This window comes from Butyrivibrio sp. FC2001 (assembly GCF_000424125.1).
Classification (GTDB): domain Bacteria; phylum Bacillota; class Clostridia; order Lachnospirales; family Lachnospiraceae; genus Butyrivibrio.
The window spans coordinates 1-17,302 of sequence record NZ_AUJH01000015.1; the positions used below are offsets into that span (position 1 = coordinate 1).

Below are 17,302 nucleotides of genomic sequence, written 5' to 3' on the forward strand. Positions count from 1 at the left end.
ACTTTTGAGTTTCAGCAGCAACTTCACTCTTACACCATGCAATAACATCATCACGAGTAGGCCCATGATCCTTTAATAGTTCTGATAGAGTGCCGAGTTTGCGAACAGTAGCAGTTGTGCTCTTGCCCGAATTATCGATATAGGATTTTGAAATATAAAACGATTCTGAGTTTTTGGACTTTGAGATTGTAAGCTTCATAATAATTATCCCCCAGCCCTTATTATAACACATATCGCTATATATTACTATATATTAAGAATATAAATTTGACAAAAAAATACAGACCAGCTGTGGCCTGTAAGTACTTCTGATATAATTTAACTGTCAAACTCCCGCATATAAATTTCTCTTAAAAAAGCATTAATGCCTTATTATGCAAACATCAACAAAAATAAAGAAAAGTGATATAATGTTTTGTACTAATTATATTGTGGAGGCATTTATGCAAATTATAATAGTGGGCTGCGGAAATGTTGGAGCAGCACTTACTGAGCAACTTTCAGGAGAGGGACATGATGTCACGGTAATCGAGGAAAAGCGTGACGTCATTCAGAGCGTTGTTAACAACTTTGACGTTATGGGAATTGTTGGTAACGGAGCAAGTTATCTTGTAATGAAGGACGCAGGTATTGAGTATGCTGATCTGATGATTGCGGTTACAGGTAATGATGAGCTGAACCTCCTGTGCTGCCTTATAGCAAGAAAGGCAGGTCATTGTAACACTATTGCCAGAGTTAAGAACCCTATTTATAAGAGGGAGATTAGCTTTATCAAAGAGGAACTTGGACTTTCACTTGTTGTTAATCCCGAGGAGCTCTCAGCAGCAGAAGCCGCAAGACTTCTTAAATTCCCTGCAGCAACTAAGATAGAGACCTTTGCGAGAGGACGTGCCGAGATAGTTCACATGACAGTGGGCGAGGGCACCAGAATCTGCGATAAGTCACTTAAGACCATTCAGTCTGAGATCAAGAGTAAAGTGCTTATTGCCGTTGTTTCCAGAGCAGATGAGGTTTTCATCCCCAATGGTGATTTCGTTCTGAGGGCAGGCGATGAGCTTACGATTGTAGGTGCTTCCAGGAGCATAGCCGAATTTTTCAGGAAAATCGGAATGCCTACAGCAAGAGTTCATTCCGCGATGATCATCGGTGGCGGTGCTACATCTTATTACCTGGCACAGCAGCTGATCTCATTCGGAATCGATGTTAAGATATTTGATAAGGATCTCGAGCGCTGCAAGATGCTCTCAGACCTTCTGCCTCAGGCGCTTATCATAAACGCCGATGGTACTGACAAGGACGCTCTTATGGAGGAGGGAATTGTCGGAACAGAGTCATTCGTAACCATGACTAACCTGGATGAAGAGAACATCATGCTCTCTATGTATGTGAAAAGTGTTAACCCCAAGGCCAAGCTCATAACCAAGGTTCACAGGGTTAATTACGGTGAGATAATCGATTCACTTCAGATAGGAAGTATTATTTATCCCAAAAATATTACCGCGCAGCGTATAGTTCAGTATGTACGCGGCATCAGCAATTCCATGGGAAGTAATAACATTGAAGCTTTGTATAAGATGAACGACGGAAAGGTTGAGGCGCTCGAATTTTTAGTCACGGAGAAAGCGTCTGTTATAGGAATTCCGTTGTCACAGCTTAAGCTTAAAAAGGGAATACTGGTAGCACTTATAAACCGCAAGGGAGAGATCATTTCTCCTACAGGACAGAGTGTTATTGAAGCCGGTGACACAGTTATTGTCATCACCAGCCATCTTGGGCTGCTTGATATCTCAGATATACTTGCATAAAAATATTTATTTCTTCAGGGAGTTGTTATGAACTATAAAATGATCCGTTTTCTGCTTTCAAGAGTACTGCAGATTACCGGAATACTAATGCTGTTGCCGCTTATAGTGGCACTCATTTATAAAGAATTTTTCTGTGCCAAAATGTTTTTGGTGATAATAGCAGGAAGCCTGATATTCGGTTCTATCGGCGCCTACTTCAAGCCTAAAAACGTGGCAATCTATGCGAGAGAGGGCTTCGTAGCGACGGCACTTACATGGATACTTATAAGTGCTGTGGGAGCTCTTCCCTTTGTTTTGACAGGAGTTACGGACGACTATATCGATGCTCTTTTTGAGACTATCTCAGGACTTACTACCACAGGATCAACAATCCTTTCCAGCGTAGAGATGTATTACAGCGTGCAGTTTTGGCGCACCTTCACACACTGGATTGGTGGAATGGGAGTGCTGGTATTCATTCTGGCGATCATGCCTATGTCCGGTGGCTACAGCATGCACCTTATGAGAGCAGAGAGCCCGGGCCCCTCAGTTGGTAAGTTTGTTCCCAAGGTAAGAGAGACTGCGAAGATCCTCTACCTTATCTACATCGGAATCACAGTAGCACAGGTGATTCTGCTGCTTCTCACAGGTCTTAACCTGTATGAGTCGCTTACCACAACCTTTGCAACTGTGGGTACAGGAGGCTTTGGTATCACCAATAACGGTGCCAACGATTTTTCAACAGCATCACAGATAGTCATTACTATCTTCATGATAATGTGTGGTATTAACTTTAGTGTGTACTACTACCTCATAACCATGAGACCCAAGGAGGCCTTCAAAAATGATGAGGTTAAGTTATATCTGGGACTTATGTTTGCATCCGCTACTCTGATCGCGCTGATGATCCACGCAGATGGAATCACAAAAACACCCTTTGAGTCCTTCCATCACTCACTTTTCACGGTGGCTTCAGTTATGACCACCACCGGTTTTGCTACACTGGATTTCGACAAGTGGCCGCAGCTATGTAAGACTCTGCTGGCATTCCTGATGCTCACCGGAGCCTGCGCAGGTTCCACGGGCGGTGGATTTAAGCTGTCGCGTCTCCTTATCCTTCTTAAGGCTATGAAAAATGAGCTGATTTACATCGTTCATCCCAAGTCAGTCAAGAAGGTTTACATGGATGATCACTCCATCGACTCGACAGTTGTTAAGTCGGTTTCAGCATATCTTAGTATGTATGTTGTGATTTTTATCGCTTCAATCCTGCTTATCTCAATTGATGAGTTTGATTATGAGACTAACTTCACAGCCGTTGCCGCAACACTCAATAACATCGGACCCGGTCTTGGAATGGTAGGTCCCACCGGTAACTTTGGTGCCTACTCAGATCTGTCCAAGCTCGTGCTGATGTTTGACATGCTTGCAGGAAGACTTGAGCTTCTTCCCATGCTTATATTGTTCTCACCCAGAACCTGGAGTAAGAGATAAATGAGTTTCTAAAAAGATAATCCCCGAGGTTGTCGCATGATAAATGCAACATTCTCGGGGATTTTGCTGTCTGCCTGAAAACATAACCTGACATGACAGCATTATATGAGCTTAGAAAAGGAGTTCTTTATTTGAATACTGCAAATGACTGGGCTCCAAGTACAAGTTCACCACTTGTAAGCTCTGCAGTTCCGATTCCGTATATCATATCTCCTGCAATCACATCCATGATATTTCCTTCAAAATCTCCGGTCTTAACATGAACCTCAGAAGCACCGGGATTAACCGCAAGAAGGAGATCGCCTCGTCTGTATACAAGGATTCTCTCACCCTTTTTAGAGTATACCTTCTTAAAGCTGGCGTCTGCCTGAAGGTCTTCGTAGGTGTGGCGTAAGTCTATAAGGCTCTTAACTGTGTAATAGATTGAATCAGGATCATTTTTTGCTTCCGTTACACTTGGAGCATCTGCAGCGCTATCCATAGGGATATAGAGCTTATCAGCTTCAGCGTCTGAGAAACCGAAGTTTTTCTGATCCTTATCCCACTGCATGGGAGAGCGGGAGCCTGTTCTCTGATAGCCGCCTTCCTTGGTTCTGACATTCTCAAGGTACTTCATACCGATCTCATCACCGTAATAGAGGAAGGGTACGCCTGGCATTGTAAAGAAAAATGCGTAAGCAAGCTTTATCTCGCTTATATCAAGAGCCTTGGTAACTCTGGGAGTATCGTGGTTGCAGGTAATAAAGCTGATATAGCCGTATTTTCTGGAACCCTCATATCTGGGAAGGTAATCTGCAAGGAATCTCTCCGGATCATCGCCGCCATCCTTCTTAAAGTAGCTGTGGTCACCGCCCTCGGTCTCGCAGTCTCTTACCAGCACGTTGTAGCCGTTTCCGTGATGGTCGAGATAGAAGTCTGCGTGGAAGCCGTACTTAAGGGCACATTGGGGATTGCACCACTCTGAAATAAGCGCTGCATCAGGGTACTCCTTGTCCATCATTTTTCTGATATCAGTCCAGATCGCTCCGGTGGCACTTTTATCGTCATCATCCTCCTTAACAAGGGAGTCAGCCATATCCACACGGAAGCCATCGCAGCCCTTATCAAGCCAGAAGCGCATGATATCCTTGAGAGCTTCTCTGGTCTCTATACATGAAGGGTGGTCAGGTGTTAGCTGCCATTTTTCAGTCTTGTTAAGAACGCCATAGTTCAGGGCAGGCTGGCACTTGAAGAAGTTCAGCATATAGCAGCCCTCACGCTCAGCCTCTCCGCCGATATAGGGGTGACCGCCTATTCCGCAAAATGCGCTGTCAGTCCAGATATAGCGGTCTGAAAACTCGTTTCTGTCCGCTTCGCAGCTTTTCTTAAACCACTCATGCTCCTCTGAGGTGTGACCGGGCACAAGGTCCAGAAGAATCTTGATGTCCTTCTTATGAGCCTCATCAAATAGGCGCACCAGATCGTCGTTTGTTCCGTATCTCTCTGCAACCTTCTTGAAGTCACGAACATCGTAGCCCGCATCCTTGAAGGGAGAGTCGTAAATAGGATTAAGCCAAATGGCATTACATCCAAGTTCCTTTACATAATCAAGCTTTTCAATTATACCTTCGATATCACCGATACCATCCCCATTGGTATCATTGAAGGATTGTGGGTAAATCTCATAAAAAACTGCATCAGATAACCATGCCGGCATAAAACTGTCCTCCCATTGTGTCTTAAAAAATTTTGTTTTTGGAAACCGTTTTCCAATAGCATTATTGCACACTTTCTGTTCAGTTAAAAGTATTTTTTGTGATATAATTTTTTTCATGAATACGTTGGAAAAGATACAGGACAGACTGGAAGATTTAAAATTCATAAATTCAGATACACTTAAATGCCTTGCGATAATCACGATGTTTATCGATCACATCGGAGCCGGGATTCTTCTATATCTCATACAAAACGGATACTATCCCTTCGGAATGGATTTTGAACATTCTGCGGCGCTTTATCATTGGATAAGGCATATAGGAAGACAGGCTTTTCCTATATACTGTTTCCTGATCGTTGAGGGAATGGAGCACACCAGAAGCGTTTCGAAGTACATGATAAATCTGGGGCTTTTTGGACTTATATCTGAGCCGGTTTTTGATATCGCGGTAAAAGTGAAAAAGGATGTTTTCTCGACAGATATCTTTTGGCTATATGCCCAGAATCAGGAGAGGCTCTTAACGTCATGTAACGTGTACTTCACTCTGTTAATCGGACTGGCTGTCATCTGGGTCATGAAGTATGTTGAGGATAACCTTTTTTCAGAGGATCCGTCATCACCCTTTGGATTTAGTGCCGATAATCCGTTTTACGTACTTCTCTATGCAGCTCCGGCTGTGGGCGGAGCATTACTTGCCTATAAGATTGGCTCGGATTACACCTGGTGGGGCGTGACACTGATCGCCGTCTTTTTCGTTTTCAGACGTATGAGGCTTATGGCCTGCCTTGCGGGATATCTGTTTTTTATGAACATGGGATCAGAGACCTGGGCTCTTCCGGCCTTCATACTTATCTTTTTCTATAACGGCAAGAGGGGAAGAATCAGTAAGAAATTCAAGTACGCCTTTTATGCGTTCTATCCGTTACACCTATTGCTGATATATTTAGTAAGATGCTACATATATACAAAATTGCAGGGACTATGACAGCCCCTGCAATTTTTATATTCATCAGAAATCATTTAATCAAATCGTCCCACGGACAGGAAGATAGCGAATAGAACAAGGAGCACAAAAATGACGAAGATAAATTCGATTATCTTCGCGAAAAGGCTGAACTGTTTGAAGTCTCCGCTGAAGAACAGGAATCTTATCAGCACCAGGAAGAAGATCAGCTCTGCTATGACAATTATTGCGTCAAAGACGATTGACATAAGGGCTATTGAAGCCATAACCGGAATTCTAAACATTGTGTACTCCATAAAAAATTGTATACTTCTACAAATCCATTCTAACACCAAAGATATCACTAAGAAAATCCACATACCGCATATTTAAGCCATTTTTAATATCTTATTAATAGAATTATCATTGTTATTATGATAGACTAAAGTCGAATTATCATAAAGTTATGATGGTGTAGTATTGGACTTGTGTGCTGTTTTGGAGATGATCTTATGAAGAAAAAGGGAATGACTCTCACTATACAGCTTATCATTATCGTGTCCGCTATCCTTCTCATCGGCGATATGCTGATGGGAATTATTCTGATGAAACAATCCCAAAATTCAATCAAAACAATCATAAACGGAAGAATGCTTGATATCGCCAACACCGCGGCAGCAATCCTTGACGGAGATGTTATGGATAAGCTTACTGCTGAGGATGAGGGTACTGAGGCCTATGAGACAGAGAAGAATAAACTTAAGGCTTTTCAGGACAGCATTGATCTTAAATATATATATTGCATAAATGATTCCGGCAATAAGCAATTTACCTTTTCAATCGATCCCACTGAGGAGGATCCGGGAATATTCGGCGATGACATAGTTTATACGGATGCCCTTTATAAGGCAAGTCTTGGCACACCTTCGGTGGATGAGGAGCCCTATGAGGATTCGTGGGGAAGGTTCTACAGCGCTTACAGCCCTGTCTTTAATTCCAAGGGTGAAGTTGCGACTATAGTTGCGGTGGATTTCTCAGCTGAGTGGTATGAGGAGCAGATATCAAGGCTCGCAAGGACCATATTGTTCTTTGTAATTTCCTCAGTGATTCTGGGTGCCGTTTTGGTGGCCCTTGCCATGGGCGGAGTGAGAAAGCATATCCATGATATCAGCAGTGAGATTACGGATCTTGAAAAAGACGTTGATGATATCACAAGGGAAATTGCGGCCTCGGTTCAGGGGGATAGCGCCTTGTTCGACCAGGCTGAAAGCGCTCTCGCAGGGGAGAAGGTCGGAGAGAAGGAAAAGGAGCATCCTGATGATATTGAGTACGATATGAAGGAGATGGGAGAGAAGATTCACTCTGTGCACAGCAGCATAAGAGATTACCTCGACCATGCCCAGAGACGTGCCAACAACATGATAACAGCTCTGGCATCGGATTATAGAAGCGTTTACTATGTGAGCCTCGACAGGGATGAGGGAATATGCTTCAGATCCCATTCGAACTTAGAGGACGGTCTTAGTGAGGGAGAGCAGTTTGTTTTCACAGAGACCTTCCAAAACTATGCTCATGAATATGTTGCTGAAAAGTACAGGCAGGGCTTCCTTGATTTTATCGACCCTGATGTAATAAGGAAGAGTCTGGAAACAGAGCCTATTATCGCTTATAGATATCTTGTAGTAAGGAATGGCAAAGAGTCCTATGAGATGCTAAGGGTTGCAGGCGTAAGAAGGGCTGAGGACAGAGATGATCACATCGTTCACTCCATAGGTGTCGGCTTTACTGACGTTGATGTGGAGATGAGAAAGGCCCTGGATCAGAGCCAGGCACTAAGCGATGCCCTTGCTGCTGCAGAGCAGGCAAGTAAGGCGAAGACCGCATTTTTGTCCAGCATGAGCCATGAGATCAGAACGCCCATGAACGCCATCATCGGTCTCGACAGGATAGCCTTGAGCGATCCCGATATCTCTGAAAAAACGAAGGAATGTCTGGAGCAGATAGGAACCTCGGCTAACCATCTTTTAAAGATCATCAATGATATCCTCGACATGTCCAGGATCGAATCGGGACGTATGGTCATTAAGCATGAGGAGTTTTCATTTAAAAAGCTGCTTGGCCAGATCAATACCATTATAGGAAGTCAGTGCAGCGATAAGGACCTTGTATATAACAGCGAGATAAAGGGCGAGGTAGATAATTTCTACATAGGTGATGACATGAAGCTAAAGCAGGTCATCATCAATATACTTGGAAACGCAGTAAAATTCACCGAGCGTGGTGGAACCATCAGCCTTATTGTTGAGCGCACAGCCCGCTTTGATGGAAAGGCTACCCTTCGTTTTACCATGACGGATAACGGCATAGGAATGGACGAGGAATACATTCCAAGGCTCTTTGAGGCCTTCAGCCAGGAGGATTCCTCCAGTACCAATAAGTATGGAAGTACAGGCCTCGGAATGGCTATTACGAAGAATCTCATAGAGATGATGAACGGCAAGATAGATGTTAAGAGTAAGAAGGGGGAAGGAACAGAGTTTACTGTAAGCGTCACTCTTATGGAGTCTGACAGAAAGGATACGACGGAGGATGAGGGAGAATTAAATACTCATGAACTGTCGGTGCTCATAGTTGACAGTGATGATATCGCCTGCGAGCATGCCCGCGTTGAACTGGAAAAGCTTGGAATAGAGGCTGAGGTAGCAAAGTCCGGCGAGGAAGCCGTGGAGATGGTAAGGGTTAAGAATGCAAGAAGAGAAGGGTATGACCTTCTTCTCGTAGATTGGCAAATGCCGGGTATGGACGGCATAGAGACGACCCGGAAAATCAGAGAGATTGTCGGTGATGATTCAGCAATCATCATTCTGACAGGGCAGCATTGGGATGAAATGCTTGATGGTGCTGAAAACTCAGGTGTAGACAGCTTTGTATTAAAGCCTCTTAATGCAACACTTGTGATAGAGCAATTTAAGGACGCGCTTGGTCAGAAGAGTATTAAGAGCTGTGCCAAGGTGGAGAAGATATCCCTTGAGGGAAGGCGGATTCTTCTGGCAGAGGATATTCTGGTAAATGCCAAGATCATGATGAAGGTCCTGACCATGAAGAGCATAGAGGTGGATCACGCAGAGAATGGAAAAATCGCTGTGGAGATGTTCGAATCCCATCCCGAGTGGTACTATGATGCAATTTTGATGGATATGAGAATGCCGGAGATGGACGGACTTACCGCCGCTTCTGCAATAAGAGCTCTGGACAGAACAGATGCTAAAAAGATTCCGATTATTGCACTTACCGCCAATGCCTTCGATGAGGATGTACAGCGAAGTCTGCAGGCCGGGTTAAATGCCCACCTTAGTAAGCCTGTGGAGCCTGATGTGGTATTCGATACGCTGGAGAGCCTTATCAGTGACGAGGATAGATAATTTTTTATGGAGCATGTTGGACATCTGTTGGACATGCGATTATAGAATGAAAACAAAGTTACGAGAAACTACAAATTACCAATATGAAATGGAGCAGTTAATATAGTAAGAAGAAAGGAAACCAGGTATTATGAAAAAGAAATTTATTGCAATGGTACTCGCAGGACTGACACTGACAACAGCACTTAGCGGATGTGGCAATTCAGCTAAAAGTACAGAGACTCAGCCTGCTGAGCAGCAGACCCAGGAAGCAGCTACTGAAGAAGCTCCTGCAGCGGAAGCTTCAACAGAAGAGGTAAAGGAAGAAGCACCCGCAGAAGCAGATACACCTGCTGAAAGCGACGGAGCTTATAATCCTGCTGAATTCAAGGTTGAGGATGTTTATGTGGCACCTGATCAGAAGTCCACTATAGACATCGAGGGTTGTGAGACCTTCACACAGATCGTTGATAAGCTTGCGGATGGTCAGGGCTATGCCAATGCTACTATCGGAGATGCTGATGTTCTTATGGTATCCACCGGAACCTACGAATGGGAGCCCGGAAAAAATGCAGCTATTGATGCTGAGATTTTCATATATAAGGATGAAGTTCCTACATACCTTGCTACAGTTTCAGCAGGCGGAACAGCGTATCCTCTGGCAATAAAGGATGGAAATCTCTATGTTGGAGGCAACCATTTCATATCTAAGTACATCATAGATACAGGGGCTATGGTTGAGACAGAGGAAGCCTATGTATTGTATGACACTGACGGAAATGAAAGCTACTTCTATAAGACCTGCAACAGCCAGTTTGAGGACTATGATGCTGAGACAGCTAAGACCAGATTTGAGGAGCTTTTTGCAGAGACAGAGGGCGAAGAGGTTATAGAATTTCAGCCTGTAGGCGGAGCAGCTTCCGAGACAGATTCTGAGTCAGCTTCCAATACAGATTCGCTTCCCGCTTATGAGTATCCGGGCCCTGAGCTTTTCTACAGCGTTTTATATAAATACATGGTGGATGAGCTTTCAAAGTCTTATCCTGAGTCACAGGTAAGCATTCCCTGTCCGATCATCATCAAAGAGGATGAATCCGATAAGGACGACATTAAGGTATACGGAAACTTCTGGATTTTCAATTATGACTTAAAAGGTGATATTCTTGAGAACACCTCCGGCGGTTCATATCCCGGATGCATTCACTTAAAGAGCACTGATGCAGGTTATGAAGTAACCTCCATGGATGTATGTGCTGATGGTGAGGATTTCACTGAAAGTGCAAAGAAGATATTTGGTGATAACTACGACGCCTTCATGAAGGACGGCGAGGACGAGAAGCTCAGAGAAGAGACAAGAGCTCAGATCATTGCCAACTATGTAGCTGCCAACAATCTTGATATCAAAGCTTATCAGGACTTTGGATGGGATCCGGTAACTCTTCCTGAAGAAAATATTGATTCATTCTACAGCACACTTGACTAAATAAAATATAAGACCGGCTTTCGTCTGAAAGCCGGTCTTTATTCGTTGAAAATTAGTGATGGAAGAATCTCATTCCTGTGAATGCCATAACCATATCGTGGTCGTTGGCAGCCTGGATTACGTTGTCGTCTCTTACAGATCCGCCGGGCTGTGCAACATACTTTACGCCGCTCTTTGCAGCTCTCTCGATGTTGTCGCCGAAGGGGAAGAATGCATCTGAACCAAGGGCAACATCTGTATTTCTGTCGAGCCATGCTCTCTTGTCTGCATCTGTGAATGCAGCGGGCTTAACCTTGAAGAGGTTCTGCCATTTGCCATCTGCGATAACATCCATGTAATCAACGCCGATGTAAAGGTCGATAGCGTTGTCTCTGTCTGCACGACGGATGTTATCAAGGAAAGGAAGCTCAAGTACCTGGGGAGCCTGTCTGAGGAACCAGTTGTCAGCCTTGGAGCCTGCAAGTCTTGTGCAGTGGATTCTTGACTGCTGGCCTGCGCCGATACCGATTGCCTGGCCACCCTTTACATAGCAGACTGAGTTTGACTGTGTGTACTTAAGTGTAATAAGTGAGATAAGAAGGTCCTTCTTTGCTGCGTCGGGAAGGTCCTTATTGTTTGTAACGATGTTCTGAAGCATTGCATCATCGATCACGATATCGTTGTGACCCTGCTCAAATGTGATGCCAAATACCTGCTTCTTCTCAAGGGCAGCAGGCTTGTAGGAAGGATCGATCTTGATTACAGCGTAGTTGCCGTTCTTCTTAGCCTTAAGGATCTCAAGTGCCTTCTCTGTGTAGTCAGGAGCGATGATTCCGTCTGAAACCTCTCTCTTTATAAGTCTTGCTGTATCCTCGTCACATGTATCTGAAAGTGAGATGAAATCACCAAAGGATGACATTCTGTCAGCGCCTCTTGCTCTTGCATAAGCAGAAGCCATGGGAGAGAGATCACCAAGATCATCAACCCAGTAGATCTTTTTCTCAATCTCTGTGAGCGGAAGACCGATAGCAGCACCTGCAGGTGATACGTGCTTGAAGGATGTAGCTGCGGGCATTCCTGTTGCTGCCTTGAGCTCTGATACAAGCTGCCAGCCGTTGAATGCATCAAGAAGGTTGATGTAGCCGGGCTTGCCGTTTAATACCTCGATAGGAAGATCACTTCCATCCTCCATGAATACTCTTGAAGGTTTCTGATTAGGGTTACAGCCATATTTAAGTGCTAATTCTTTCATAGTGATTCCTCCTGATATTACTTATTCTTGTTGATGATTCTTGTTTCGTACTTGCCGGTTGCGATATCGATGTATCTTGTGAAAAGTGATACCTTGTTATCAGCGTTGAGATTCTCCCAGATCATGTTGGTGAACTCATCGATGTCGCCTGAAATTTCAACCTCTGTAGGCTCGCCTTCGTAGCTGGGAAGGGGATTGCCGTCACCCATGTATGTGTGGATGAAGTAGCCCTTGCCTGCTGCAGGCTTCTCGTATGTATAGGTAAATCTGAGGCATGATGAAGGATCGTTGTGATCGCTCTTAAGGATTGACATTGAGATGTCATATTTTCCGTCATCGATGTGCATAAGTCCTGAAATACGAGGTGTGTAGTTGGGAGCATCGGGCTCGAACTCTCTTGTTCTGAGAGACTCCTCGAAGGACTGTCCTGCCTCCATAAGCTCGTAGATAGTATCGGTCTGGTCACCGTTTGTAACGATTGTGTATTCGCCTCTTACGCGAACGGGAGCGTAGATGATAAGGCTGGGATCCTCAAGCTTAGCGGGATCGAAAGCTTCTGTGCGGATGCCTTCACCTTCCTCGACGAATACGCGGTTTCTGCTGTTCTCACTTCTTCCCATGATGAAGTAAGCTGTTACTGCATACTTTCCATCAGCGCTTGTGCCGATTACGATTCCGCGTCCCGGATATTCATTTGAACTGAGCTCTTTTGCAAGATTTACCATAAAAACCTCCGAATTATGTGATTAATATAAAAAGACCGCCTGAACAAACCATGTCACACGGCTGCCCAGGCGGTCGACAATTCAAAATAACATCGCACTCCCCTGTGGTTTCCCACTTATCCGCCAGTCGCGCGACACCATTACTGTAAACTAAAATGTTGAAAAATGCAATTGTGTTTTTGAATAAATATTAATTTTGTGCTGTTTGTCCCTGTTTTAGGTCTGTTTTACGTCCATTCTAATCAGGTGTTAAGCCTGTTCTTGGGAAATTGCCTATATAGGTTGCTCTGCGGGAATACATTATAGCAGGGTGTTACGTCAACTCGCGAGCAAGTCAGATTATAGGTTGAATGGATGCAAGATGGTTTCGCGATGCTTTATACCTATAATTATATTTGGATGATCCGGACGTAACGAATCTATGGTTGTTTCATAATGCCTTACGCCAGAATTATGGTTTTGTGCCATCCTGACGTAATGTAGCATTGGTCGTTGCAATGGTCCTTCAATCTATTTCATATTTGTTCGCGAATAGACTGAACTCAACTATTTATCATATTCCCACAGGGTAACCTATAGAAATAATTCCTCAGAAACAGACTGAATACTCTCAGGTACAGGTTATCTTTAGTTCAACCTGTTCGTGCAAAATAACAATTGTAGACTTAACGGTTATTTAAACATGCTCTTATAAAAGAAAAAATATCCTGAACCGTTCAATACTTGGTTTCAGGGTATTCAAAAAAAGAGGTTTTTTCATGATTAAACTGAAAAAAGGGGGACAATATAAATAGAAGAACGGTTTGAAAATTGGTGATAGTGAAAACTGCCATGGAATTCCCATGGCGGCTGCGTATTGTGATGCCAGCATCTCCCTGTAGCGGCGCTGACCTTCAAGGATTTCCTTTGCCTGATTGTCTGTATTGAGTTCAAGGATCAAGTTACCCACCTCCTCGATAGCAGGGTTTCCCTCTGCAAGAGTCTTGAATTCTTCCCAAGTTTCAGCCTTTTAAGAATCAGCTTTAAATCCATTCGGTGTATCTGAATTAATGCTCTATTAAGTTAGCATAAATAGAGAATACAAGAAAATTAATTCTTACATATAATAATCCCCAAAACGTGCATAAATATTCTAAAATATCTATTAAATATTGACGATTAAACGTGTCAAGGAAAGATGCGTAGTGTAGAATAAAGTCATGATTATGCAACACAACTGCATTGAAATAAAGTTTCAGTATGTATGTAATTAAAGTGTTATGTAAGGGGTTGATTTAAATGAGAAATAAACATATAATCCTGACAGCACAGCACAGCACAGCACAGCACAGCACAGCACAGCACAGCACAGCACAGCACAGCACAGCACAGCACAAACTAATTGTTGGTCTCTTTATAAAAAGGGATTATTTGTGATGTATATAAACCGTTAGGGTAAGAGAGAAATCTTTTACTCTGGCGGTTTTTGCGTTTTGGAGGACTGTATGAAATGAAGACATTGTGGGGGAATGCTAATAATACTGTAAAAGCATTGATTTTAATAATTATTACGATGATATGCTGCGTTTTGCTTCTGATGATAACTGCCTGTATACCGCAGAGCATGATACAGAAGCAATCTGAAGAGAGTGCATTATATTTTTCCACGCGAGATCCGTTTCCGACACTTATTGGGGAATATGTGAATTCAATTCAGGATAATTATTCTGACACAGTGCTTTGTGACATCATTTACTGCATTGATAATGGACATCCCTTCAAATCAGTAATACGGGCAGCATACGCGCAGGGAGAATATGAAGAGGCCTACGAAGGCTACCTTAAAGTTACAAGAGGAGAAACTACTGCAAACAGAGAGTATGGAAGATACTGGCATGGTTCTATGGTTTTACTCAGACCGCTTCTGGTATTTATGCCAATACTCACAATACGCATCATATATGGAGCATTATGTGTACTCATTCAGTTAATAGTGGCATTCATATTGTTTAGATGTGGGAAAAGACCACTGGCAATATGCAGCATCATGGCACTAATTTTGATAGAGCCCCATATGCTATTCACATCACTTGAATACTCCAATGCCTTTCTGGTTGCATCAGTAGCCGAACTTGGGGTGCTGATACTAATTAGAAAAGGCTTGAGAACTATTGATACAAAGTCTGAGGTAAAAAAAGACAGAGATCATTTATATGCGGATACATCGCCTGTTTTTACAGAGGTATTGCCTGCTTTCGGGATGATAGGTGTTATCACATGCTTTGCTGATTTTTTAACTACAGAGACTCTTGCATTCACACTTCCAATGATCATCCTGATTGCATTTTATGCAGGTTCAGAAAAGCAATATGACGGGACAAAAAGTATAGGTAAAGGAAAAGCAGGGAGCAGTGGCATAGAAATAAAAAAGGGATGCGCACTTGTATTACAGGGAGGCATTTACTGGGTTTGCGGCTTTCTTGGAATGTTCTTTCTTAAGATTATCTGTCTTCTCATAGTAGAGGGGAAGGAGGTAGTAGCTTCATCAATGGCTGAAGGATTCTTAAGGCTTGGAGGTGAAGTCAGGGAGAGTAACCTATCGATAGCGCCTGTGGTTGATCCATTTTCAAGATTGTCAGGTGCTATATGGCATAATCTGGCGTGTCTTTATCCGGTTAAGATGGGGAAGATGGTATCTATAAGTGCCTATATACCTACAATTTTAATACTATTAACAGGGATAGTGTTAGTGTATCTTCTTCATGAAAAAATCAACTGGGGAAAATATGTGCCACTTGGAATGACTGCGCTGGTTCCTTTTGTGAGGTTCCTGGTATTGTCCAATCATTCGTATATTCATTTTTTTATTACCTATCGTGCCTTAATGGTTACTATTGCCGTGTTTTTATTATTTATATATGAAAATGGAGTGCGGCATTTGAAATAGTAAAAGAAAAGTAAATCTTATGAGGAATCGGATGCCTATACATCCGGAGAAAGGAAGAAAGATGAAGAAAAGTAATCCAAGGGAAGGAGTAGGAAAAAAGATTCGGGGGCGTCTACGGGGATTAATGGCACTGATGCTGGCGTTTGTCATTTCGATTGGAATGCTTCCTATGCAGGCAGTACAGGCGGGTTATGAAGACAAATATTTTATTGTTAATGTTGCAATTAATGGGAAGCCTGTATTTTTTGGAAAGGATTTAGATTCAACTGGTCTAACAAAAGATGTTGTATATAAAGACTCTAATAATGAGCATTTAGAGTATAGTGATGCAGATAAGAAGTGGACTATTAAAAGTGATAAATTGGAGCAGAGAAATATATTTAACGTAAACGAAACTACAATTATTGAGATAGAAAATAATGCTACATTGAATTTTGGAACTCAGTGGAATGGAGGAGGAAGTGGAGCTGTAATGGTTATTCTTGATGGAGAGAATAAAGGCGAAGGAGGTTCTGGAAATTACGCAAAAGACACAAGTATAACTAAAGGGAAATACTCAGTTCTTTATGAAACATATGGAGGTACAAGTAAACCTTGTGTCAAGCTTACAATAACAACATTCAGTGGCTATTCAGTTAATCTATCAGGCGGAGCCAATTCAACCATAAGCGGAGCAACAGAGCAAACAGGTCTGGATGGACCTATGGAAGATGTGACCTACACTGCAAAGGATGGCTATCATTTTGTAGAATTTGCTGATATTACAAATAATGGAATTACAGCAAAGAGAACCAGTGACACGGTGGTGACAGTTTCCGGGACTCCTACAGCCGATGCCAGCATAACAGTTCCTGATGCAGTAGCAAAAGATAAAAAAGATGAATCTAAAGACAATGAAACAACTACCGTTTCCGGTTTTTATACAGGAATTAAAATCAAACAGAGTGACAAGGGAATAAAGGTAAGCTGGGATAAGACAGAAGGTGTAAGTAAGGTTGACGTATTTGCAACTTATTGTGGAAGCGATTTTCCTTCTAAAGCAGTTAAGTCAACTTCAGGAACAAAGGTTACAATTAAGAAACTAAAGGATAAGAAGATAGACTTTACCAAGAACTTCAAACTCTATCTTGTGGCATATGACAGTAATGGTAAGAAGATTGGCAAAACAGTAAATGCTCACTTTGCAGGGAAAGATAATAAGACCTATACAAATGCCAAAGTTATTAGTCTTTCCAAGAATAGTGTATCTGTTGCTAAGGGACAGAGTACAAAAGTAACAGCGAAGGTTAAGTATGCAAATAGTAGCAAAAAGAAGCTTTCAACGGGTCATGCTCCTAAGGTTCGCTTCAGATCGACAAATCGGGAGATTGCAACAGTTGATAGCAAAGGAAACATCTCCGGAGTAAAGGCAGGAACCTGTGAAGTTTACGCATATGCTCAGAATGGTCTTGCTAAGAAGGTAACAGTAACAGTTACAGAATAAGAAATAAAAGCTATTGATAAAGCAATCGCTCATACCAAAATAACCTGGTATGATGGATTTATTTTTGGAAAACAACAGGATATATATAATCCCTGGTCTATAATTAACTTTCTCAAAAGTGGAAAAGTGGGTGCGT

Annotated in this window: 13 protein-coding genes, 1 pseudogene and 1 riboswitch; of the genes and pseudogenes, 8 read left to right on the forward strand and 6 right to left on the reverse strand. The window is 42.7% G+C overall.

Going from position 1 to position 17,302, the window contains the following annotated elements; all coding sequences use genetic code 11:
* Positions 1-199, reverse strand: a pseudogene (locus tag G601_RS22625) (IS1634 family transposase); the annotation flags it as partial.
* Between the two features lie 244 nt (positions 200-443).
* Between G601_RS22625 and trkA the strand changes: the two are divergent.
* Both trkA and G601_RS0108920 read left to right on the forward strand, forming a co-directional pair.
* A complete protein-coding gene (trkA, locus tag G601_RS0108915; protein ID WP_026493299.1) occupies positions 444-1,805 on the forward strand; it encodes a Trk system potassium transporter TrkA in 1,362 nt (453 codons plus the stop codon).
* Between the two features lie 27 nt (positions 1,806-1,832).
* Positions 1,833-3,278, forward strand: coding sequence for a TrkH family potassium uptake protein (locus G601_RS0108920; RefSeq protein ID WP_026665120.1), 1,446 nt, complete (start codon positions 1,833-1,835; stop codon positions 3,276-3,278).
* A gap of 127 nt (positions 3,279-3,405) precedes the next feature.
* On the opposite strand, the gene G601_RS0108925 is transcribed toward G601_RS0108920, so the two are convergent.
* On the reverse strand, positions 3,406-4,974 hold the full coding sequence (locus tag G601_RS0108925; RefSeq protein ID WP_026665121.1) for an alpha-amylase family glycosyl hydrolase: 1,569 nt from the start codon (positions 4,972-4,974) through the stop codon (positions 3,406-3,408).
* 124 nt (positions 4,975-5,098) lie between these two features.
* Here G601_RS0108925 and G601_RS0108930 point away from each other — a divergent pair, with 124 nt between their 5' ends.
* Positions 5,099-5,959, forward strand: coding sequence for a TraX family protein (locus G601_RS0108930; RefSeq protein ID WP_207638036.1), 861 nt, complete (start codon positions 5,099-5,101; stop codon positions 5,957-5,959).
* Between the two features lie 35 nt (positions 5,960-5,994).
* Here G601_RS0108930 and G601_RS0108935 read toward each other — a convergent pair whose 3' ends face one another.
* Positions 5,995-6,234: a hypothetical protein gene (locus G601_RS0108935; RefSeq protein WP_207638037.1), complete on the reverse strand. Its 240-nt coding sequence runs from the start codon at positions 6,232-6,234 to the stop codon at positions 5,995-5,997.
* A 195-nt stretch (positions 6,235-6,429) separates the two neighbouring features.
* Here G601_RS0108935 and G601_RS22630 point away from each other — a divergent pair, with 195 nt between their 5' ends.
* Together G601_RS22630 and G601_RS0108945 are read left to right on the forward strand one after the other, a co-directional pair.
* Positions 6,430-9,339, forward strand: a complete 2,910-nt coding sequence (locus tag G601_RS22630) for a response regulator (RefSeq protein WP_051205698.1) — start codon at positions 6,430-6,432, stop codon at positions 9,337-9,339.
* 130 nt (positions 9,340-9,469) lie between these two features.
* Positions 9,470-10,801 carry a hypothetical protein gene (locus G601_RS0108945; RefSeq protein ID WP_026665124.1) on the forward strand — a complete coding sequence of 444 codons (1,332 nt, stop codon included), beginning with the start codon at positions 9,470-9,472 and terminating at the stop codon, positions 10,799-10,801.
* 52 nt (positions 10,802-10,853) lie between these two features.
* On the opposite strand, the gene G601_RS0108950 is transcribed toward G601_RS0108945, so the two are convergent.
* The 3 genes from G601_RS0108950 to G601_RS0108960 form a co-directional block, all read right to left on the reverse strand.
* The gene (locus tag G601_RS0108950) at positions 10,854-12,032 is read right to left on the reverse strand and encodes a phosphoribosylaminoimidazolecarboxamide formyltransferase (protein WP_026665125.1); all 1,179 of its coding nucleotides are present in this window, start codon (positions 12,030-12,032) and stop codon (positions 10,854-10,856) included.
* A gap of 17 nt (positions 12,033-12,049) precedes the next feature.
* Entirely contained in the window at positions 12,050-12,757 is a 708-nt protein-coding gene (locus G601_RS0108955) for an IMP cyclohydrolase (protein WP_026665126.1), read from the reverse strand.
* A 56-nt stretch (positions 12,758-12,813) separates the two neighbouring features.
* Positions 12,814-12,898: riboswitch (ZMP/ZTP riboswitch) on the reverse strand.
* 547 nt (positions 12,899-13,445) lie between these two features.
* On the reverse strand, positions 13,446-13,697 hold the full coding sequence (locus G601_RS0108960; RefSeq protein WP_026665127.1) for a hypothetical protein: 252 nt from the start codon (positions 13,695-13,697) through the stop codon (positions 13,446-13,448).
* Between the two features lie 338 nt (positions 13,698-14,035).
* Here G601_RS0108960 and G601_RS26445 point away from each other — a divergent pair, with 338 nt between their 5' ends.
* The 3 genes from G601_RS26445 (at position 14,036) to G601_RS0108975 (ending at position 17,166) form a co-directional block, all read left to right on the forward strand.
* The gene (locus G601_RS26445) at positions 14,036-14,173 is read left to right on the forward strand and encodes a methyltransferase (RefSeq protein WP_081673463.1); all 138 of its coding nucleotides are present in this window, start codon (positions 14,036-14,038) and stop codon (positions 14,171-14,173) included.
* Between the two features lie 73 nt (positions 14,174-14,246).
* Positions 14,247-15,683: a hypothetical protein gene (locus G601_RS0108970; RefSeq protein WP_026665128.1), complete on the forward strand. Its 1,437-nt coding sequence runs from the start codon at positions 14,247-14,249 to the stop codon at positions 15,681-15,683.
* 61 nt (positions 15,684-15,744) lie between these two features.
* Positions 15,745-17,166: an Ig-like domain-containing protein gene (locus G601_RS0108975; protein WP_196808853.1), complete on the forward strand. Its 1,422-nt coding sequence runs from the start codon at positions 15,745-15,747 to the stop codon at positions 17,164-17,166.
* Positions 17,167-17,302: the final 136 nt, after the last annotated feature.

Coding starts and splice junctions, on each gene's coding strand:
- trkA (WP_026493299.1), top strand. CDS start 444: ATGCAAATTATAATAGTGGGCTGCGGAAATGTTGGAGCAGCACTTACT.
- G601_RS0108920 (WP_026665120.1), top strand. CDS start 1,833: ATGAACTATAAAATGATCCGTTTTCTGCTTTCAAGAGTACTGCAGATT.
- G601_RS0108925 (WP_026665121.1), bottom strand. CDS start 4,974: ATGCCGGCATGGTTATCTGATGCAGTTTTTTATGAGATTTACCCACAA.
- G601_RS0108935 (WP_207638037.1), bottom strand. CDS start 6,234: ATGGAGTACACAATGTTTAGAATTCCGGTTATGGCTTCAATAGCCCTT.
- G601_RS22630 (WP_051205698.1), top strand. CDS start 6,430: ATGAAGAAAAAGGGAATGACTCTCACTATACAGCTTATCATTATCGTG.
- G601_RS0108945 (WP_026665124.1), top strand. CDS start 9,470: ATGAAAAAGAAATTTATTGCAATGGTACTCGCAGGACTGACACTGACA.
- G601_RS0108950 (WP_026665125.1), bottom strand. CDS start 12,032: ATGAAAGAATTAGCACTTAAATATGGCTGTAACCCTAATCAGAAACCT.
- G601_RS0108955 (WP_026665126.1), bottom strand. CDS start 12,757: ATGGTAAATCTTGCAAAAGAGCTCAGTTCAAATGAATATCCGGGACGC.
- G601_RS26445 (WP_081673463.1), top strand. CDS start 14,036: ATGAGAAATAAACATATAATCCTGACAGCACAGCACAGCACAGCACAG.
- G601_RS0108970 (WP_026665128.1), top strand. CDS start 14,247: ATGAAGACATTGTGGGGGAATGCTAATAATACTGTAAAAGCATTGATT.
- G601_RS0108975 (WP_196808853.1), top strand. CDS start 15,745: ATGAAGAAAAGTAATCCAAGGGAAGGAGTAGGAAAAAAGATTCGGGGG.